Genomic DNA, 19,828 nt, shown 5'->3' on the forward strand with positions numbered 1-19,828 from the left:
CCGCTCACTCCACGGGACCCACCCATCCGGAACGGGCTTGCACAGCAAGGGGGTTGAGAAAGGAGCCTGTGCATCCGGCTGCACGCCCGCCGCTCCAGGAGTACCCTTCCTTGATCGTTGAACGGGGTCTCGACCACGGCCCCGACCATGATCTCCACGGAGGTCCCAGGGGGAGCGGAAGGCGGTGCACGGGTGAGCTCGGGAGGGCTGGAGCTGCCCCCTGGCGAGGACGGTCGCGAGGGAGGTTCCACGGACGACCCGCCCACAGCGGTATCCCTGGCACGCCCCATGGAGACCACGGCGCAGATAGGCCCCGAGCTGGAGTGGGGCGCCGAGGCCTGGAACGAGGTGCGTACCCGCGCCCAGCGGGCAGGGCGTGCCTACATCTGGCTGAACCTCGTCGAGCAGCGACTGCGCGCCGTCGTGGCCGCCGTCCTGCGCCCCATCTACGAGCCCGTCCACGGCGACGACTGGGTGGTGGCCGCGGCGGGTCCGGCGGGCCAGGAGTGGGTGCAGCGCGCCGTCGCCGTACGTGAAGTGAGCCGCCGCAAGGGGTACTTGCTCGACCCCGCCGATGACAACGTGCTGAGCTTCCTCACCCTGCCCCAGCTGCGCGAGCTGATGGTGCAGCACTGGCCCTGCTTCGAGCCGTACTTCGATGACCGCAGGGACGTCGAACTCGCCCTGGACGAGCTGGAGGTCACCCGGAACGTGGTCTCCCGCAACCGCGCGCTCTCCGTCGCGGTGCTCGGCCAGGCCGAGCGCGCCTCCGCCCGGCTCCTGGAGATGCTCGGCGCGGACTCGGATGTGCCCTCCGCCCGTCGGCTGCCCGTCGACGCGGTCGAGGACCTGGTCGGCGACCGGTACGGGGACGTGGTGGGCGTCCACTCCGACCGGGTGCGGCTGTTGCGGCAGTTCCCGGCCGAGGACCTCTTCGGGGGCGCCCGGCGCCTCGACGCCATCGGGATCGGCCTCAACCTCCTGGTGCAGAACTTCTCCGGACGCCGCCTGGTACGCCTTGCGGAGTCCGGCAGTCGGGTCCGCCTGCTCTTCCTCAACCCGGCGAGCAGCGCGGTCAAACGGCGCGAGCGCGAACTCGGCCTGAAGCGGGGCGAACTCAGCCGCTCGGTGGAGATGAACATCCTCCATATGCGACGGGTCCGCTCCCGCCTGCGCGACCCCGACGCCTTCCAGATCCATGTCTTCGACGAGACGCCGCGGTTCACGGCCTACCTGGTGGACGGCGACGGCGCGGACGGCATCGCGGTCGTCCAGTCGTACCTGCGCCGCAGCCGCGGCATGGAGGCGCCGGTGCTCGTGCTGCGCGGCGGGCGCCGGGTGGTCCGGGCCGGAGAGGGCGGGGAGCACGGCCTCTTCGACACCTACCGTGAGGAATTCGAGTCGTTCTGGGTGGATTCGCGCCCGGTGTCCTGATGCGAGTTCTGAGCCACGTCCTCACCTGCCCTGACCCGTTCTGAGCCGTCGTGACCGCGCGCCGCGTGCGGGCGTAAGCGGAATGCACCAGTCGGATTGTCAGTGGCGCATGGGATCGTGAAACGCACATGGGGGAGAGCACCACAAAGGAGGGGAAGCATGGGCTGGCACCGCGAGCTGCTGATCGGCTTCGACCTGGAGACCACGGGAACGGATCCGCGCGAGGCACGGATCGTCACGGGGGCGCTGGTGGAGGTCAAGGACGGAGAGCCGATGGGCCGCCGGGAGTGGCTGGCCGATCCGGGCATCCCGATCCCGCAAGAGGCCGTTGACGTGCACGGCATCACCAATGAACGGGCAGCCGTCGAGGGGCGCCCCGCCGACCGGGTCGCGGACGAACTCGCCCGCACCCTCGTCGGGTACTGGCAGACGGGCGTCCCGGTCGTGGCGTACAACGCCGCGTTCGACCTGACACTGCTGGCCGCCGAGCTCCGCCGGCACGGCCTGCCGTCGCTGCGCGACCGCCTCGGCACCGACCCGGCCCCGGTCGTCGACCCGTACACGATCGACCGCAGCATCGACAAGTACCGCAAGGGCAAGCGGAATCTGGAGGCCGTCTGCGCGGAGTACGGCGTCACCCTCGCCGCCGCGCACAACGCCTCGGCGGACGCGCTCGCCGCGGCCCGCCTCGCCTGCGCGATAGCCGACCGCCACCCGAAGGTCGCGGCCCTCGGCCCGGCGGAGCTGCACCGTCGGCAGATCGAGTGGTACGCGGAGTGGGCGGCGGACTTCCAGAACTTCCTGCGCCGTAAGGGAGACACGACCGCGGTGGTGGAATCGGCCTGGCCCCTGCGGGAAGCGACGGGCTGACCGGGCGGGAACCGGACCGGGGCCTGTCGCCCCTGCGGCGACGGACCGGAGGTCCCGCCACCTCCCGGCGACGGGTGGCCCTACGGCGGCCCGCCACGCTGTCAGAACGGGTACCAGCGCACCTCCGCGTCCCCGTCCCGCAGTGAGGCGACCCGACGCCGGAACTCCGCCAGCGCCTTGGGGTTGCTCGGTGCGTGCTGCGCCACCCATGCGCAGCTCGCCGTCTCCCGGGCACCCCGCAGCACGGCGCACCCGTCCCACTCCCGTACGTCCCAGCCGTACGCCGAGACAAAGGAGTTGTACGCCTCGGCGGGCAGCCCGTACCGGTCCCGGGACAGTGCCATGACCACCAGATCGTGCTCGCGGAAGTCCGACGAGAAGGTCTCCAGGTCCACCAGGACCGGTCCGTCGCCGCCGACATGGACATTGCGGGGCAGCGCGTCGCCGTGGATCGGCCCGGGCGGCAGGTGGGGCGTCAGAGCCGCGGCGGCCGTGGCGAACCCGTCCCGGCGCTCCCGCAGAAAGTCCGCGTCGGCCGGGTCGATCGCGTCGCCCGCGAGCCGCAGCCACCGCTCCACACCGCCGAGCAACTCCCGGCGCGGAAGCGGGAAGGGCGGCTCGGGCAGCGCATGCACCTTGCGCAGCAGTACGGCCAGGTCGGCGGGTTCCGCGGGCCGGACCGGTTCGCCGAGGCGATGCCAGAGCGTCACCGGGTGGCCCTCCACCACGCGGGGTTCCGCCTCCGCCGCCCGCACCGCGGGCACGTCCGACTTCTCCAGCCACGCGGCGATCCTGAGCTCGCGCCGTGCGCGGTCAAGGAGTTCGGGCGCATCCCGGCCCACCTTGACGACCAGGTCGCCGACGGCGAACACGGCGTTCTCGCCGAGGGCGAGCAGCCGCGCCCCGCCCGTGAGCCCCGCCGCGCCGAGGACCTCCCGCGCCCGCGCCTCGTCCATCACTGTCCTCCTGTGCCGTGCCGTGCCGTGCCGAGCCGTGCCTGTGCCTGCCCGGAGCCTGTCCTGCGCCTGTGCCCGTGCCTGGCCTCGTACCGCGCTTGTGCCAGTACTCGGCCTGCCGTCCGGCCCGGGGTGTTTCGGCGTACCCATCCGTGGCCAGTCTCGCAGCTCGCCCGAGCCGTATTCGCACAGGCCACAAGGCGTGCGCGGACGCTTGACGTATCAAGATCACGTCAGCACGATGACGGGGCCCTGACAGGGGTCCAGACGTCCACGAGCCCGCCCGAAGGAGCCCATTCCGTGACATTAGCGACCGCAACGGCGCGGTCAGCGAAGAGCGCCCCCGCACGGGGAGCGGCGGATCACGGTGCCTGGTTTCTGGTGCTGCCCGCGCTCATCCCCATCCTGGTCCTGAGCGTCGGCCCACTGCTCTACGGCATCGCCCTCGCCTTCACCGACGCGCAGTCGGGCCGGACGGCGGCCACCCAGTGGGTGGGCGGCCTCAACTTCCAGGATCTACTGAAGGACACGCTGTTCTGGGACTCGTTCCGGATCGGCCTCCTTTGGGCGGTCGGCGTCACCGTGCCGCAGTTCCTGCTCGCGCTCGGCCTGGCGCTGCTGCTGAACCAGAATCTCCGCTTCCGTTGGCTGGCGCGGGCGTTGGCGATCATTCCGTGGGCGATGCCCGAGGTGGTCGTGGGCATCATGTGGCGGCTCGTGTACCACCCCGACGCGGGCGTGCTTAACGAGACGCTCTCCGACCTGGGCCTGGGCGGCGGCCGTGACTGGCTGACCGGGACCGCTACCGCGCTGCTCGCGGTGATCGTCGTCGGCATCTGGGCCGGTATGCCGCAGACGACGGTCGCGCTCCTCGCCGGGTTGCAGAACACCCCGCGTGAGCTGCACGAGGCGGCGGCGATGGACGGCGCGAGCGCCTGGCGCCGGTTCCGGACGGTCACCTGGCCCGCGATCAAACCGGTCGCCCTCGCCATCTCGGCGCTCAATTTCATCTGGAACTTCAACTCCTTCGCCCTGGTCTACGTCCTGACCCAGGGCGGGCCCGGCGGCCGCACCCGGCTGCCCATGCTCTTCGCCTATGAAGAGGCCTTCCGTTACGGCCAGTTCGGCTATGCCGCCGCGATGGGCTGTGTGATGGTCGCGGTGATCTCGGTGATCCTCGCGTTCTATCTCGTGGGGCGGCTGAAGGGAGGCGACCAGTCGTGATGCGGACGAAACGGTCGGCCCGCGCCGCGCAGTACCTGGCGCTCCTCGTCTATCTGGTCTTCCTCGCCTTCCCCTTCGCCTGGCTGATCTCCACGGCCTTCAAACCGGCGAAGGAGCTCGGCAGCCTGCACCCCACGTGGATCCCCGAGAACCCGACCCTGGGCAACTTCCGGCAGGCCTTCGACGAGCAGCCGCTCCTTCAGGCCGCCGTCAACTCCCTGCTGGTGGCGCTCGGCGCGGCCCTGATCGCCGTCGTGATCGCGACGCCGATGGCGTACGTCATGGCCCGCCACCGCACCCGGCTCGCGAAGGCGGCGACCGGCTGGGTGGTGGTCAGCCAGGCGTTCCCCTTCGTGCTCATCATCATTCCGCTCTTCCTGATCCTGAAGAGCTTCCACCTGATCAACGCCCTGTCCGGTCTGGTCATGGTGTACGTGGTGTGGGCGCTGCCGTTCGCGCTGTGGATGCTCGTCGGGTACGTCCGCGCGGTGCCGCCCGAACTGGAGGAGGCCGCCGCGGTGGACGGCGCGGGCAAGGCACGCATCCTCGTCTCGGTCACCGCGCCGCTGCTCGCCCCGGGCATCGCCGCCACAGCGATGTTCGCCTTCATCACCGCGTGGAACGAGTTCTTCTTCGCGCTCGTCCTGCTCAAGACCCCGGAGAAGCAGACCTTGCCGGTCATCCTGAACCGCTTCATCGGCGCCGAGGGCGTGGCCGACCTGGGCCCGCTCGCCGCGGCCGCGTTCCTCGCGACCATCCCGTCGCTCGTGATCTTCGCGTTCATCCAGAGGCGGATCACGGGCGGCATGCTGGCCGGGGCGGTGAAGCACTGATGCGCCGCCCCACACGCTTCCCGCGTCGCACGCGGCTGTTGACGGCGGCCGGTGCGGTGCTTGCCCTGCTGGTAACCGGTCTTACCGGTTGTACCGGTGACGGCGATGGTTCCGGGAACGGGAAGATCACTCTCCAATTCCAGTCTCTCGCCTGGCAGAAGGAGTCGATCGACGCCAATAGGGAGCTCGTACGGGAGTGGAACGCCGGCCACCCCGATGTCCAGGTCAAGTATGTCCAGGGCAGTTGGGACAGCGTTCATGACCAGCTCCTCACCTCCTTCGAGGGCGGCGAGGCGCCGGACATCATCCATGACGCCTCGGACGACCTCGCGGACTTCGCGTACGGCGGCGATCTCGCGGATCTGCGGGGCCTGCTCCCCGCACGACTCAAGTCCGACATCCCGCAGCGCAGTTGGGAAACAGCCACCTTTGGGGACGGGGTGTACGGCGTGCCGTTCCTGCAGGAGCCGCGCGTTCTGATCGCCAATGCCACCTGGCTGAAGAAGTCCGGGGTCCGCATCCCCACGCCAGAAAAGCCGTGGAGCTGGCGGGAGTTCCGAGAGATCACCAAGGAGCTGAGCGGCGACGGCAAGTACGGGGTGGCGTGGCCGCTCAAGGAGCCGGTCTCGGCCACCCTGAACCTCTCCCTCTCCACGGGCGGCCAGGTCTTCCACCGTGGCGCGGACGACAAGGTCGAGATTCGCTTCGAACCGGCGGACCAGGTCGTTCCGGACACCGTGCACGCCCAGGTCACCACCGATAAGAGCGCGTCGAGTTCGACCCTCGGTATGGGTGGTTCGGACACGCTGCCCGGCTTCTTCGGCGGCAAGTATGCGATGGTCCCGCTCGGCTTCTCGTACCGCCAGCAGATCGCCCAGCAGGCGCCCGACGGCTTCGAGTGGCAGGTGCTTCCCGCCCCGGCCGGGCCCGACGGCCTCACGCAGGGGGTCAGTCCGCAGACGCTCTCCATCGCCGAGGACAGCCCGCACAAGAAGGAGGCGATGGAGTTCATCGACTTCCTGCTGCGGCCGGAGAACATGGTGCGGCTCGCGCGCGGCGACTGGATGCTGCCCACCGGCACCCAGGCCCTGAAGGACCCCGCGCTGCACACGGACAAGGACGGCTGGTCGACCGGAACTGCTCTGGCGGAGCATCTGCGTTCGGCGCCGGCCCAGTCCGTACGCGGCTATCCGGAGTGGAAGGACAAGGTCGCCACACCCGCGCTACAGGAGTACTACAGCGGGGCCATTGATGGGGCGGAACTGAAGAAGCGTCTGGTGGAGGACGGGAATCTGGTGCTCGCGCGCTATCAGCGGTGAGCCGGAACAGATCGGTGAGTTGAGCCAGGAGCCAGGAGCCAGGAGGGGGCGGCGGACGGGACGATACGTCTCGTACAGGTTGCACGAGACGTATCGTCTCGTCTACGGTAGGCGCATGACCGCACCCAAGCACGCCCATATCGCCATGTTCTCCATCGCTGCCCACGGGCATGTGAACCCGAGCCTCGAGGTGATCCGGGAGCTCGTCGACCGGGGCCACCGGGTGACGTACGCGATTCCGGAGGCGTTCGCGGAGAAGGTCGCCGCCACCGGAGCCGAGCCCAAGATCTGGCGTTCCACGCTGCCCGGCCCGGACGACGACCCGGAGGCGTGGGGCGGCGCCGAACTCATCGACAACATCGAGCCGTTCTTCACCGACGCCGTGCAGGCGCTGCCGCAACTCATCGAGGCGTATGAGGACGACCGGCCGGACCTGATCCTCTACGACATCACGGCGTATCCGGCCCGGATCCTTGCCCATCGCTGGAGCCTGCCGATCATCCAGCTCTCGCCGAACATCGTTGCCTGGGAGGGGTACGAGGAAGAGGTGGCCAAGCCGATGTTCGAGCCACTGAAGCAGACGCCGCGCGGCAAGGCGTACTACGAGAACTTCGAGCGCTGGCTGGCGGAGAACGGCCTCTCGATCAGCGTCGAGGACTTCGGCGGCCGCCCTGACCGCGGCATCGTGCTCATCCCCAAGGCCCTGCAGTGGCAGGCCGACCGGGTCGACCGATCCGTCTACACGTTCGTCGGAGCCTGCCAGGGCGACCGCGCCGAGCAGGGCGACTGGCAGCGCCCGGCGGGCGCCGGCAAGGTGGCCCTGGTCTCGCTCGGCTCGGCCGTCACCAAGCAGCCGGCGTTCTACCGGGAGTGCGTCGAGGCCTTCCGCGACATGCCCGACTGGCACCTGGTGCTCCAGATCGGCAAGCACGTCGACCCGGCCGAACTCGGCGAATTGCCCGCCAATGTGGAGGTCCATCGCTGGGTGCCGCAGCTCGCGATCCTCAAGCAGGCGGACGCCTTCATCACGCACGCGGGGGCGGGCGGCAGTCAGGAGGGTCTTGCCACCGCGACGCCGATGGTTGCCGTACCGCAGGCCGCCGACCAGTTCGGCAACGCCGAGGTGCTCGCCTCGCTCGGCGTCGCGCGCCATCTGCCGACCGAGGAGGCGAGCGCGGAGGCGTTGCGCGAGGCGGTGCTCACGCTCACCGGGGACCCCGAGGTCGCCCGCCGACTCAAGGAGATCCAGGCGGAGATGGCCCAAGAGGGCGGCACCCAGCGTGCCGCCGACCTCGTCGAGGCCGCACTTCCGCGGTGACCCCTCGGGGCGGGCGGCCGGTCACAGGCCCCGACGCACAGTGGCTCGTTGCCTGTGACCGGCCGCCCGACCGGAAACGCTCAGGTAACGGGCCATCGGCGCTTCCATGCCATTGACCCGTCATGAAGGGAAGACCGTTACCCACGGTCAAAGGTTGTGCTCGGCGCTTCTTGTTCCTCGGGTTACGGCGTTCTTAGCGTGAGGTGAACACCCTTCGAACGCCAGGAAGTTGAGATGCGCCGAGACATACCGTCCCTCGACGAGGTGCGCCGTATCACGCAGAAGAAACGCGATGCGTGGTGGACCGTGCTCCTCGTCGACCCGCTGGCGACGCGGCTCGTCCGGCAGTCCGCGTTGCGTACCCGGATCTCCCCGAACCAGATCACTTGGGGCGCCTTCCTGCTCGGGCTCGGCTCCGCCGCGTGTTTCGCGTTCGGCGACTGGCGCTGGCTGATCGCCGGTGCCGTCATTTATCACCTGAGCTTCATCCTGGACTGCATGGACGGCAAGGTCGCCCGGCTCACCGGCACCGGCTCGGTGTTCGGGGCGTGGCTGGACTTCGTCTTCGACCGGATCCGGGTGATGGTGTGCGCGGTGGCCCTGATGGCGGGCCAATACCAGCGCACGGGCGAGAGTGTCTATATCTGGCTGGCGCTCGTTGTGGTCGGCCTGGACACGCTCCGTTACATCAACTCGCTGGAAATTTTCAAAATCCGTCACAGCATGCGCAAACAGATCAAAGCGCGCATGAAGGAGGCGCGGCGCGCGGAGAATCAGGCCGAGCTCGCCTTCATGGAGGACCTGCTGCGTGAGAACCCCGAGGCCGACATCGAGCAGGACCTGCAGGCGGCGCGCGACGGTGCGGGGGCCGAGTCGGCCGCTCCGGAAATGGCTGAGGCTGGGGCTGCCGGGGCGGAGTCTGCCGAGTCCGGGGTTCCCGCGCGGAGTGCCCAAGTGATCGATCTGCACCAGGAATTCCGGCACCGATTCCCCTGGTATCTGCGCTGTCGCTCGTTCCTCCTCGGTAAGCGGATCCGGAGCCACCTGGTCAGCGGGATCGAGTTTCAGATGGGCGTCTTCATCATCGGCCCGCTGTTCGACGCGGTGATTCCGGCCACCGTGGTTGCGGGGGCCCTGCTCCTCGTCTTCGAACTTGCCATCGTCTACAAACTGTTGCTCTCCACCAGGGACTTCGCGCGCACGATGGACAGCTTCGAGCGGCAGCGACTCGCCGCGGCCGCCTGAGCGGAGGCTGACGTTCCGTCATATTTCGAAGGGCGCTCTGCGATTTGCGCAGAGCGCCCGTTTTGTTATTACAGAGGCTTGTTGAACAAGTCACAGGTGCATGTAGGTATTGATCTGCGCGCGTCAATCCGACAGGGTTTCGTCCCAACCCCCGCAGATCTTCCGGGTCTACGGGGGTAGAGACAGCAACGCTTCTGAGTACCCCCCACAAACCCCCACATACCACGAGGAGATCCCTCTTCATGGCAAATCACAAGCGTGCCCGCAACATCAAGCTCACCGCGGCGATAGCCACCGCTGCCACCGCAGTGGGCGTGACTGTGTTCGCCAGCCCGTTCGCGGGCGCCGCCCCCGCCGAGGGCAAGGTCTACGGCACCAACGCCAAGGGTGCGATCGACGGCAGCTACATCGTGATGCTCGACGAGGACGCGAAGAGCGCCGCCTCCTCCAAGAAGGACCTCGCCAAGGAGTACGGCGGCACCCTGAAGCGCAACTACTCGGCCGTCGACGGCTTCTCCGCCTCCGGCCTCTCGGAGACCGAGGCCAAGCGCCTGGCCGCCGACCCGGCGGTCTCCAAGGTCGTCCAGAACAAGAAGTTCTCCATCAACGCCACCCAGGACAACCCGCCGTCCTGGGGCCTGGACCGCATCGACCAGGAAGACACCGAGGGCGACAAGAAGTACACGTACCCCGACGCCGCCGGTGAGGGCGTGACGGCGTACGTCATCGACACTGGTGTCCGGATCAGCCACAAGGACTTCGAGGGCCGCGCCAAGCACGGCTTCGACGCGGTCGACGGCGACGACTCGGCGGATGACGGCAACGGGCACGGGACGCATGTCGCCGGCACCATCGCGGGTGCCGCCCACGGTGTCGCCAAGAAGGCGAACATCGTGGCCGTCCGGGTCCTCGACGACAACGGCTCGGGCACCACCGAGCAGGTCGTCGCCGGTATCGACTGGGTCACCGAGAACGCCGAGGGTCCGTCCGTCGCCAACATGAGCCTCGGCGGCGGCGCTGACGAGGCCCTGGACGAGGCGGTCCGCAAGTCCATCGCCGCGGGTGTCACCTACGGTGTCGCGGCCGGCAACGAGTCCTCCGACGCGAGCCAGAGCTCCCCGGCCCGGGTCAAGGAGGCCATCACGGTCGCCTCCTCCACCGACGCCGACGAGCAGTCCGACTTCTCCAACTTCGGCGAGATCGTGGACATCTACGCCCCGGGCTCGGACATCACGTCGACCTGGAACACGGACGACGAGGCCACCAACACCATCTCCGGTACGTCGATGGCCACCCCGCACGTCGTGGGCGCCGCTGCCGTCTACCTGGGCGCCAACAAGGACGCCACCCCCGAGCAGGTCGCCAAGGGCCTGACCGACGGTGCGACCCCGGACAAGATCACCAACCCGAGCGAGGGCACGCCGAACAAGCTGCTCAAGGTCGTCGAGTAACCACCCCTTTCCGTCAACGGGGTTCCCTGGGGAGCTGCCTCCCCGGGAACCACCTGCGGCGCGCGCCCGCGGCCCCCGCGATCCGGGGTCCGCGGGCCATCAAGGACCGGCGGCCGTCGTGCCAACCCCCACGGGGCACGACGGCCGCCTTCTGCGTGCCCATCGCGCCGCCGTGCTTCTTCTGTTCCGCCCGGTTCCACGCGACCTGCGCGGCCACTCTCGTACGTCCCGAGCTGCTTGCTCCGACGCTCGGTGCTGCCGCGCACTCTCGTAGTGCGCTCGTGCGCGGCCACGGCTGTCTAGGGTGTCGCCCATGACGAGGTATGCGGCCCTACTGCGGGGCATCAATGTCGGCGGACACCGCAAGGTGCCGATGGCCGATCTCAGGGAGCTGCTCACCGGCCTCGGCCACGGTGACGTACGCACCCACCTCCAGAGCGGCAACGCCGTCTTCACCAGCGGGTCCGGCGACGAGGACGCGCTCGCCGCCGAGCTGGGCAAGGCCATCGAGGACCGCTTCGGCTTCGCCGTGGACTGCCTGGTGCGCAACGGCGCGTATCTCCAGGCCGTCGTCGACGACTGCCCTTTTCCCGCCTCCTCTCTGGAGCCGAAACAACTGCACGTCACCTACTACTCGGAGCTCGTGGGGCCGGAGCGGTTCGACTCCGTCGAACGGGCTGCGTATGCCCCGGAGGACTTCGCCCTCGGCGATCGGGTGCTGTATCTCTACGCGCCGGACGGGCTCGGCCGCTCCCGGCTCGCCGAGGTCCTCGCCCGCCCCGGCCTGGTCAAGGGTCTCGTCGCCACCACGCGTAACTGGAACACCGCCACCAAGCTCGCGGAGCTGACCCGTGCCTGAGCGCTCATCGGCCGTGTAAGCCGCCATCGGGGGCGAACTGCGGCTGCTCGCCACCGAGGTGCGCCACTCGCCGGAACTGCTCGGGGCGCTGCTGCACCCGGAGTTCACCGAGATCGGCGCCAGCGGGCGGCGCTGGGACCGCACCGCGATCATCGCCGCGCTGACCGAGCAGGCAGCACCGGGGGACCGGCCCATCACCACCTCCCGGATGCGCGGCGTCCAGCTCGCGGACGATCTGGTCCATCTCACCTTCGACACCAAGAACAACGGCCAGGCCACCCACCGGAGTTCCCTGTGGCGCCGCACAAATCAGAGCTGGCTGCTCTGGTTCCACCAGGGGACCCCGGTCAATGACGGTCAGGCAGGCTGACCCGGCACACACCCCGCGCGGTGTGCGACAGGACCTCGCCCGGAACCCGTAGACGCGGATCCGCGAACAACCGCCGCCGCTCGTCCGGCGAGTCGGCGGCGACCGCGTCGAGCAGGGCGAGGTCGTCCGGAGTCAACTCGGCCTCGGGAACGGCCCCGAGACCCCAGGTGTCCCACGGCAGCACCTCCACGCCGTTGAGCGCCGCGAGGTCCCGCAGGACGCTGCCGCGGACGAACCAGAGGCCGGTGACCGACGGGAGGGTACTCACCCCGAAGTCCGCCGGATCGGCCCGACCCGCGCGGCACTCCCGCCACGCCTCCCCGCCGGTCAGAAATTGCTCCCGCGGTACGTCGAGAGGGTCGAACGGTACGTCGTAGCCGGTGAGCACCTGGGCGTCCGCGAGTACCCAGCCGTGGTCCGGGTGTTCGTACTCGGTCACCCAGTGGTCATCGTGGAAGCCCGGTACGAAGTACCGGGCGAAACCACAGCGCACGCGCGCGTGCGTCCCGGTATGCCGCAACAGGCAGCACAAAAGAAGGGCGAAGTCCCGGCAGGTGCCGGTGAACCGGTGTCGCGTCGGGCGCGGGGTGTCCAGAGGGGCGTCGTTGCGCGCCCGGACGAGCGCGAGGAGGTCGGCGACGTAGCGAGTCTCGGGGTCTTCGCGGCGATCCTCGGGCAGGGTGCGGCCGTCACGGTGGTACTCGTTCCGGTGGACGATCAAGTTCCTTGTGAGGGCCGCGAGTTCGGCTGGGCGCCGGGGTAACTCTCGCAGCTCCCGGAGTATCTCGGGGTCGGTGCCCGGGTTGCTGCAGGCGCTCTGCCGGAGCGGAGAGCCGGGTGTGTGTGGAGGCATGGCCCCAGCGTGGACCTTGCCCCAAGGGCAAGGTCCACGCGCGCGTGCTACGGCTGTGGCGGTGCCAGGGCGTCCAGGCGGGCCACCTCGTCGTCGGTGAGCCGGATCGAGGCGGCGGTCACGTTCTCCTCCAGGTGGGCCAGCCTGCCCGTGCCGGGGCTCGGGCAGAGCACGGGCGAGTGCTGCAGCAGCCAGGCCAGGGCGATCTGTCCGGGCGTCGCGTCGTGGGCGCGGGCGATCTCCGTGCACACCGGGTCGGCGGTCACCGAGCCATGACCGAGCGGGAACCACGGGAGGAAGGCGATGCCGCGATGTTCGCAGTACGTGAGGAGGGCCTCGTCAGCGCGGTCCAGAACGTTGTAGCGGTTCTGCACCGAGGCGATCGGAACGAGCCGCACGGCCGCCTCGAGCTGCTCCAGGGTGATCGTGGTCAGCCCGATGTGCCGGATCTTGCCCTGGGCCTTGAGCTCGGCGAGCGTGCCCAGCTGGTCGGCCATCGGGACCTCGGGGTCGAACCGGTGCAGCTGGTAGAGGTCGATGGTGTCGGCCTTGAGCCGCTGCAGGCTGGCGTCGCACATCTCCCGCAGCCGCCGCGGGCTCCCCTCGATGTGCCAGACATTCGGGCCGGTGCGCACCACGCCGCCCTTGGTGGCGATCACGACGTCGGCGGGGTACGGGTGCAGTGCCTCGGCGACGAGTTCTTCCGCGATGTTCGGCCCGTAGTTGTCTGCGGTGTCGACCAGCGTGACGCCGAGCTCCACGGCCCGGCGCAGCACGGCCACCGCTTCGGCCGGGTCGCCCCGCGGGCCCCACCAGCCGCGTCCGGTCAACTGGCCCGTGCCGAAGCCCAGACGGCGGACGGGCAGCTCGCCGCCGATGGCCAGGGTGCTCGGGTGACGTCCGTGGTTGCTGCGGTCCGTGGTGTTCATGGGCGGAAGCTATCCCAGGTCGTGAGGGCGGGCGCGGCTGGGCCGGACGGTTTGCCGTACGGGCTGTCCGCGCGGACCGATGGGGGCCGCCGGGTGGGCCCACGGGCGTTGCCGAGCGAGTTATCCACAGGAATTACGCGCTCCGGATGTGATTCGGCGATTCGGTCTAGCGTGATCGACGCACGGCAACGCAGCCCGGCACCCGGCGAGACGGGGCCAAGCGGCAGAACGCGCCGCGCCGTGCCGCGTACGACGAATTGCCCGACGGGGGAGGGGAGATGCACGGAAGCCTGCCGTTCATCGGCATCAGCACGCTCGTCTACGGCTTGGTCGGCCTCTGCGGTCTGACCGCGTGGGCGGGAAGCACGGTCCGGACCCGGGTCCGGAGCAACGGGGGAGCAGGGGGAGCACACCATGGGGAGTCACACCAGTAACAGTCGCGGCGTGACCGTCATCGTGCCCGCGCACAACGAGGAGACCGGTCTGCCGGCCACCCTCGAATCGCTGGCCCGGCAGACGGTGCCGCCCGCCGAGATCATCGTTGTCGACGACGCGTCCGACGACCGCAGCGGAGAAGTCGCGAAGGCCCACGGCGCGACTGTCTTGAGACCACCGCACAACCAAGGGAGCAAGGCCAAGGCACAGAACTACGCCCTGCCTTACTGCGCAACGGAGTTGGTGCTCGCCGTCGACGCCGACACCGTCCTCGCGCCCGACTACATCGAGCGCACCGCCGCCGTCTTCGACGACCCTGACGTGGCTGTGGCGGCGGGCAACGTCCAGACCCGCTTCACCCGCACCGTCTGGGAGCGCGGCCGCTCCATCGAGTATCTCTTCGGCTTCCATTGGCACCGCCCGATCCAGCACCGCGCGGGCAGCCCCATGGTGTGCTCGGGCTGCTGCTCCGTGTTCCGGCGCGCGGATCTGGTCGCCTTCGGCGGCTTTCCCGAGCGCACCATCGTGGAGGACATGGACTACTGCGTTCCGCTCGACCACCGCATCCTGACGCGCGACGGCTTCAAGTACTACGACGAGCTGACCGTGGGCGAGGACGTCCTGACGCTCGACCACAAGGCGGGCACGCTGGTGTGGGCGCCCCTCGAAGAGGTCTGCGTCTTCGACTACGACGGCGAGTTGTACCGCCTGGAGCGTGAGGACGGCTGGTCGGTCGAGTGCACGCCGAACCACCGCTGGCCCGTACTCACCGCCACCGGCGAGCGGACCATGAGAACGGCGCGCGAACTACGCCTCGGCGAGGGAGGCGGGGACGGTCAACGGCTGCCCTTGACGGGGCGGTACCGCGCGGACGGCGAGCTGTCTCCCCGCCTGGCCTCCCTCATCGGGCGGGGCTTGGCGGCCGGGCGGGACGACGCCACGGGCGGTACTTCATCCGGCACCGCACCCAGTGCCTCACCCAGCACGTCAACCGGTGCTTCGCCGGGTACGTCGCCGCCGGACGGCGCGCATACGGAGTTCGGCTCAGGCCGGGAGCGGGACGAGGCCCTGAGCTATCTGAGCGACGAGGCGAACCTGCCGTCCGTGGTCGGTCGGCTGTCCGCAGAGGCCGCCCGGGCCATGTTCGACGCCATCGTGCCGACGGACGGTACTCCGCGCCCCCAGCACCGCGGCCCGGTGCGCGAGGCGATCCAGATGCTCGCCCTCATGACCGGCCGCGCCGCTCATCTCCCGCCAGGCACGCCAGACATCCGCGTCAGCCCTGCGGGGCGGACGCTCGACCCCGGCACAGGCGTCGTCCGGCGGCACCACAGAGGCAAGGTGTGGTGCCCGCGTACCGCACACGGAACGTGGATCGTGGAGAACGACGGGGCGGTCATCCCGACCGGGAACACCTGGTCCCAACAGAGCCTGGGCAAGCGGGCCGTGTACGTGGGCGACGCCGTCGCCCGGGCTGCGGACCCGGAGACGCTCACCTATCTGCGCAAGCAGGTGTGGCGGTGGATGGCCGGCTTCTGCCAGAACGTACGCCTGCATCTGCCGAACCTGTGCGTCAGGAAGCCGATACTCGCCCTCTGGGTTCTGCTCGCCCTGTTCGAGATCGTCACGGCACCGCTCTGGTGGGCCATACCGTTCATCGCCGCGGCCACGAGTGAGCTGACCATCGGCCAGACCTTGGCCTGGTGGACGGCGGCCGAGCTCCTGCTCACCGCGCCCGTCCTGCTGTACGCCGCCCACAGACGCAAGCTGTCGATGGCCCGCGTGCTGCTCGACCTGCCCTGCGTGTACGCGACGAAGGTCGTCAACCTCGTCTATGCCTGGAAGGCGCTGATCGTCGAACTCGTCCTCGTACCGCTCCGGCTGACCAAGGGACTGACCGTCTACGAGAAGGGCCGCCCCTCGATAACCGCCGTGCGCTGACGAGCTGGGGTCGAGCGGGGGCTGAGGCCGGAACGTCCGCGATGGTCCGAGGCCAGAACGCGGCGATGGGCCGGGCCCCGAACGCGGCGATGGGCCGCGGCGGGAGCGCGGCGATGGGCCGTCAGGCGATCAGTGCCTCGCGCACCGCCGGACGCGCCGCCACCTCCACGTAGCGCTGCAGGAGCAACCGCGCCAACTCCGGGGCGGGGCCGAGCACATCGGCCAGGACGTCCGCGCCACCCTCCCGGGCGCCCCGGGCGATCCGGTCGGGGAGAAAGCCGGGGGCGATGACGTACGGCGCCACCGCCACCCGGCGCACGCCCTCGGCGCGCAGTTCCCGCACGGCGTCCTCCGTGCGGGGCAGAGATGCGGAGGCGAACGCAGGCCGCACGGCACACCAACCGGTGCGCCGCCACTCCCGCGCGATTTCAGCGATCGCTGCGATCGCCTCCGGGTCCGAGGAACCCGCCGAGGCCAGGACGACCCCGGTCGCGTTCTTGTCGCCGGGCGCGAGCCCGGCCTCGTACAACCGCCGCTCCAAGGCATCGAGGAGCAGCGGGGCGGGGCCGAGCACCCCGGCCTGGCGGATCCGCAGCCGGGGCAGCCGGGCGGTCGCCTCGTGCAGGACGGCCGGGATATCGGCCTTGGCGTGGAAGGCCCGGGTCAGTAGCAGCGGCAGCGCCACCACATCGTGGGCGCCGTCGGCGTGGAGCCGTTCGAGGACCTGGGGCACGGAGGGGGTGTTGAAGTCGAGGAAGCCGGTCTCCACGCGCAGCCCGGGGCGCAGCGCACGCACGCGCCGCACCAGGGCGTGCACGGTCGCGGCGTGCCGCGGGTCGCGGCTGCCGTGGGCCACGACGAGAAGCACGGGCGCCCGGCGCCCGATCACCAGAGGAAGGGATTGATCACGCATGACGACCTACCGTTCAGACCCGGGCCGTGGCCAGGCCCCGGCCGTGCAGCACTCGGCGTTCCACGGGAGCGAAGACGGCCGACTCGACGAGGACCCCGACGGCCAGGATCAGGACAACGGCGGCAAGGACCAGGCTGAGTTCCCCGCTCTGCTTGCCCGCGTCGAGCATCCGTCCGATGCCCGGCAGCGGTGTCGCGGTGATCAGCTCGGCGGTCATCAGGGCGCGCCAGCCGAAGGTCCAGCCCTGCCGGAGTGCGGCGACGAACCCAGGCAGCGCCGCCGGTACCAGGACGTGGGCCGCGCCGCGGAGCCCGGAGGCGCCCATGGACCGGCCGGCCCGAAGGAGCAGCGGCGGTACCTGGTCGACCGCGGAGGCGACGCCGACGGCGATCGACGGCACCGCGCCGAGCAGCACCACGGCATAGACCGCGCCCTCGGAGTTGCCCAGGGCGATGACGGCCACGGGCACCAGGGCGGCGGCGGGCAGCGACTGAAGGGAGGAGAGGATCGGCCCGAGTACGGTGCGCAGCGCAGCGACCCGGGTCAAAAGCAGGCCCAGGGGAACGCCGACGGCCGCGGAGGCGGCGAAGCCCACGAGGCAGCGCAGCAGGCTCTGCGCGAGCGCGGGAAGCAGGGTGCCGTCGGACCAGGCCGTGGCGAGCTCGTCCCCGACCGAGGCGGGGGAGGGGAGCGTCGCGGACCAGTTCAGGGCGTACGCGAGCTGCCACAGAAAGAGGACCGCGGCGAGGGCGATCAGCGGCGGGCCGGCCTTGGCGAGCACACGGCGGTAGGCGGTCTTGGCGGTCGACGGCGTCGGCGCCTCCAGGGCGTCGAGCCCGGAGGCCACCTCGTCGGCGGGATCCGCCGCGACACCGCCGCCCACGCTCCCGTCCACCGGGACGGCCCCCACACCCGCGGGCTGCTGGGCCTGATGGGCGTCGTGGGTGTGCTCAGTCTGGTGGGTCTGCTGCGCCAGGTGGGTGTGCTGAGTCTCCTGGGTCTGCTGCGCCTGGTGGGGATTCTGGTCCGGAGACTCACCGTTCCCAGAGGGCTCGTCCGCCCCGGTCGGCTCGACGTCCCGCTCGGCCGACCTGGCCGAACCGGCCGACTTGGCCGAACCGGCCTGCTCGGACGCCCGAGCGGGCTCATCTGCCTCCCGCGCGGGCCTCTCCGCATCCGGTGCGGACCTCTCCGCTTCCGGCGCAGGCCTCCCCGCCTCCGGCGCGGATCCCTCCGGCTCCCGACCGGCCCCAACTGCCTCTGGCCCGGACCCCCTTGCCTCTACGGCGGACTTCTCCGTCGCGGACCCCCTCGCCTGTACAGCGGACTTCTCTGTCGCGGGCGCGGGCCTCTCCGCCGCGGAAGCGGATCCCTCCACCTCACGGGCGGACCCATCCGTGTCCGGGACGGACCCACCCGCGTCCAGGGAGGACCCACCCGTGTCCAGGGAGGACCCACTCGTGTCCGCGGGGGAGCCCTCCGCCTCCAGGGCAGGCTCCGCTGGCTGCGCGTCAGACTCGTCTGCCGCCAGTGCGGGCTCCTCGGCGTCGCGGTCCTCCCTGGTGCGCACGGGCGCCGAGGGGGACGTGGCGTCAGTGGCGGGCATGGCGGACGATCTCCTCGTGCAGGTGGCCGGTGATCTCTCGCGCCTGGGACGTGACGTCGGCGTCCTCGATCCGGCGGGGGTAGGGAATGTCGACGTCCCACTCGCGGGCGATCCGGCCCGGGCGTGAGCCGAGGAGGATCACGCGGCTGCCGAGGCGTACGGCCTCGCGGACGTTGTGGGTGACGAAGAGGATAGTGAGCTTGCGCTCGGTCCAGACCCGGGTCAGCTCGTCGTGCAGCAGGTCCCGGGTGATCGCGTCGAGCGCGGCGAACGGCTCGTCCATCAGGAGGACTTCGCTGCCCTGGGCGAGGGCCCGGGCCAGGGCGACGCGCTGGCGCATGCCGCCGGACAGTTCGTGCACCCGCTTGCCGTAGGCATCCGGGAGGCGGACCAGGCGGAGCAGTTCGTGGGCCTGTTCACGCCGGGCGGACCGCTCGACGCCGGCGAGGCGCAGCGCCAGTTCGATGTTCCGTCCGGCGCTCAGCCAGGGGAACAGGGCGTGGTCCTGGAACATCAACGCGGGGCGCCCGAAGGGCACTTGCACGTTCCCGGACGACGGCGCGTCCAGGCCCGCGACCAGGTTGAGGAGCGTGGACTTGCCGCAGCCGGAGGCGCCGAGCAGGCAGAGGAATTCCCCGGGTGCGACATCGAGCCGGATGTCGTCGAGGACCAGCTGCCGGGCGCTCCCCGTGCCGTACGCCTTCGACACCCGGTCGAGGCGCACGGCGTAGCCGGCGTCGAGGGTGCTCGCTGAGGAGTTGGCGGTCGGGGGTGGGGCGGTGAGTTCGGCGGTCACGGGAGGCGGTCCTCTCGTCGGGCCGCTGTGCCCCGGAGGGCTACGGCTGGTCGGCGGGGTGGGGACGGCGGCGGTCGTACGGCGGCAAGGTGCGGCGCGACCGCGGGCGGCGGGTCAGGCCCGGCATCGGGCGACCCCTCCGGCGCCCGCGCCACGGCTGCCGCTGCCCACCCGGCCGCCCTCCTTCGCGAAGGTCGCGAAGGCGTTGGTCGGACGGGAGGCGGCGCCATCGCCGCCCACCAGGTCGGCCTGGCCGACGGTCCCGGGAGTCTCGGTGGCCCCCGTGGTCCGGGCGGGCCCGGCTGCCCCGGTGGACACGCTGCCCGTGACGCCTTCCTGCACGGCGGACCCTTCCTGCACGGCGGACGCAGCGCCCGTAACGGTCGCCCGTCCGAAGGCCGCGCCGGTCGTAACGGTCGCCCACACGCTGGACGCAACGGCCACCACAACAACAACGGCGATAACGCTCTTGACAG

General features: G+C 70.4%; 18 protein-coding genes. 11 read left to right on the forward strand and 7 right to left on the reverse strand.

What is annotated here, in order from left to right:
- Positions 1 to 192 precede the first annotated feature (192 nt).
- Together ACWD10_RS26615 and ACWD10_RS26620 are read left to right on the forward strand one after the other, a co-directional pair.
- Positions 193 to 1,434 carry an SAV2148 family HEPN domain-containing protein gene (locus ACWD10_RS26615; protein WP_451095245.1) on the forward strand — a complete coding sequence of 414 codons (1,242 nt, stop codon included), beginning with the start codon at positions 193 to 195 and terminating at the stop codon, positions 1,432 to 1,434.
- A 159-nt stretch (positions 1,435 to 1,593) separates the two neighbouring features.
- The gene (locus tag ACWD10_RS26620; protein WP_451095247.1) at positions 1,594 to 2,304 is read left to right on the forward strand and encodes an exonuclease domain-containing protein; all 711 of its coding nucleotides are present in this window, start codon (positions 1,594 to 1,596) and stop codon (positions 2,302 to 2,304) included.
- 101 nt (positions 2,305 to 2,405) lie between these two features.
- Here the strand turns inward: ACWD10_RS26620 and ACWD10_RS26625 are convergent, their stop codons facing one another.
- Positions 2,406 to 3,260: a phosphotransferase enzyme family protein gene (locus ACWD10_RS26625; RefSeq protein ID WP_451095249.1), complete on the reverse strand. Its 855-nt coding sequence runs from the start codon at positions 3,258 to 3,260 to the stop codon at positions 2,406 to 2,408.
- Positions 3,261 to 3,560: 300 nt separating this feature from the next.
- Here ACWD10_RS26625 and ACWD10_RS26630 point away from each other — a divergent pair, with 300 nt between their 5' ends.
- The 8 genes from ACWD10_RS26630 (at position 3,561) to ACWD10_RS26665 (ending at position 11,879) form a co-directional block, all read left to right on the forward strand.
- Complete coding sequence (locus ACWD10_RS26630; protein ID WP_451095251.1) at positions 3,561 to 4,484, forward strand: carbohydrate ABC transporter permease; 924 nt, start codon at positions 3,561 to 3,563, stop codon at positions 4,482 to 4,484.
- Entirely contained in the window at positions 4,484 to 5,317 is an 834-nt protein-coding gene (locus tag ACWD10_RS26635; RefSeq protein WP_451095396.1) for a carbohydrate ABC transporter permease, read from the forward strand. Before ACWD10_RS26630 ends, ACWD10_RS26635 begins: the two co-directional genes overlap by 1 nt.
- Positions 5,317 to 6,636: an ABC transporter substrate-binding protein gene (locus ACWD10_RS26640; RefSeq protein ID WP_451095253.1), complete on the forward strand. Its 1,320-nt coding sequence runs from the start codon at positions 5,317 to 5,319 to the stop codon at positions 6,634 to 6,636. Before ACWD10_RS26635 ends, ACWD10_RS26640 begins: the two co-directional genes overlap by 1 nt.
- Before the next feature lie 115 nt (positions 6,637 to 6,751).
- On the forward strand, positions 6,752 to 7,954 hold the full coding sequence (gene mgt / locus ACWD10_RS26645) for a macrolide-inactivating glycosyltransferase (RefSeq protein WP_451095255.1): 1,203 nt from the start codon (positions 6,752 to 6,754) through the stop codon (positions 7,952 to 7,954).
- A 234-nt stretch (positions 7,955 to 8,188) separates the two neighbouring features.
- Positions 8,189 to 9,199, forward strand: coding sequence for a CDP-alcohol phosphatidyltransferase family protein (locus tag ACWD10_RS26650; protein ID WP_451095257.1), 1,011 nt, complete (start codon positions 8,189 to 8,191; stop codon positions 9,197 to 9,199).
- A 242-nt stretch (positions 9,200 to 9,441) separates the two neighbouring features.
- The gene (locus tag ACWD10_RS26655; protein WP_451095259.1) at positions 9,442 to 10,650 is read left to right on the forward strand and encodes a S8 family peptidase; all 1,209 of its coding nucleotides are present in this window, start codon (positions 9,442 to 9,444) and stop codon (positions 10,648 to 10,650) included.
- Positions 10,651 to 10,963: 313 nt separating this feature from the next.
- Entirely contained in the window at positions 10,964 to 11,509 is a 546-nt protein-coding gene (locus ACWD10_RS26660) for a DUF1697 domain-containing protein (protein ID WP_451095261.1), read from the forward strand.
- 43 nt (positions 11,510 to 11,552) lie between these two features.
- A complete protein-coding gene (locus ACWD10_RS26665; protein ID WP_451095398.1) occupies positions 11,553 to 11,879 on the forward strand; it encodes a nuclear transport factor 2 family protein in 327 nt (108 codons plus the stop codon).
- On the opposite strand, the gene ACWD10_RS26670 is transcribed toward ACWD10_RS26665, so the two are convergent.
- Both ACWD10_RS26670 and ACWD10_RS26675 read right to left on the reverse strand, forming a co-directional pair.
- Positions 11,857 to 12,732: a transglutaminase-like domain-containing protein gene (locus tag ACWD10_RS26670; protein WP_451095263.1), complete on the reverse strand. Its 876-nt coding sequence runs from the start codon at positions 12,730 to 12,732 to the stop codon at positions 11,857 to 11,859. The two genes, ACWD10_RS26665 and ACWD10_RS26670, sit on opposite strands and share 23 nt — an antisense overlap.
- Positions 12,733 to 12,779: 47 nt before the next feature.
- Entirely contained in the window at positions 12,780 to 13,661 is an 882-nt protein-coding gene (locus tag ACWD10_RS26675; RefSeq protein WP_451095265.1) for an aldo/keto reductase, read from the reverse strand.
- A gap of 444 nt (positions 13,662 to 14,105) precedes the next feature.
- Between ACWD10_RS26675 and ACWD10_RS26680 the strand changes: the two genes are divergently transcribed.
- Complete coding sequence (locus ACWD10_RS26680; RefSeq protein WP_451095267.1) at positions 14,106 to 16,037, forward strand: glycosyltransferase; 1,932 nt, start codon at positions 14,106 to 14,108, stop codon at positions 16,035 to 16,037.
- Positions 16,038 to 16,158: 121 nt separating this feature from the next.
- Here the strand turns inward: ACWD10_RS26680 and ACWD10_RS26685 are convergent, their stop codons facing one another.
- From ACWD10_RS26685 to ACWD10_RS26700, 4 genes are all read right to left on the reverse strand, one after another.
- The gene (locus ACWD10_RS26685; RefSeq protein ID WP_451095269.1) at positions 16,159 to 16,950 is read right to left on the reverse strand and encodes a sirohydrochlorin chelatase; all 792 of its coding nucleotides are present in this window, start codon (positions 16,948 to 16,950) and stop codon (positions 16,159 to 16,161) included.
- 13 nt (positions 16,951 to 16,963) lie between these two features.
- Positions 16,964 to 18,556 (reverse strand): ABC transporter permease subunit, encoded by a 1,593-nt coding sequence (locus ACWD10_RS26690; protein ID WP_451095271.1) that lies wholly within the window; start codon positions 18,554 to 18,556, stop codon positions 16,964 to 16,966.
- A complete protein-coding gene (locus tag ACWD10_RS26695; protein WP_451095273.1) occupies positions 18,543 to 19,352 on the reverse strand; it encodes an ABC transporter ATP-binding protein in 810 nt (269 codons plus the stop codon). The genes ACWD10_RS26690 and ACWD10_RS26695 overlap by 14 nt, the downstream gene beginning before the upstream one ends.
- Positions 19,353 to 19,466: 114 nt before the next feature.
- The coding region (locus ACWD10_RS26700; RefSeq protein ID WP_451095406.1) for a hypothetical protein at positions 19,467 to 19,828 on the reverse strand (362 nt) is incomplete at its 5' end.

Source organism: Streptomyces sp. NPDC002851 (genome assembly GCF_053591935.1).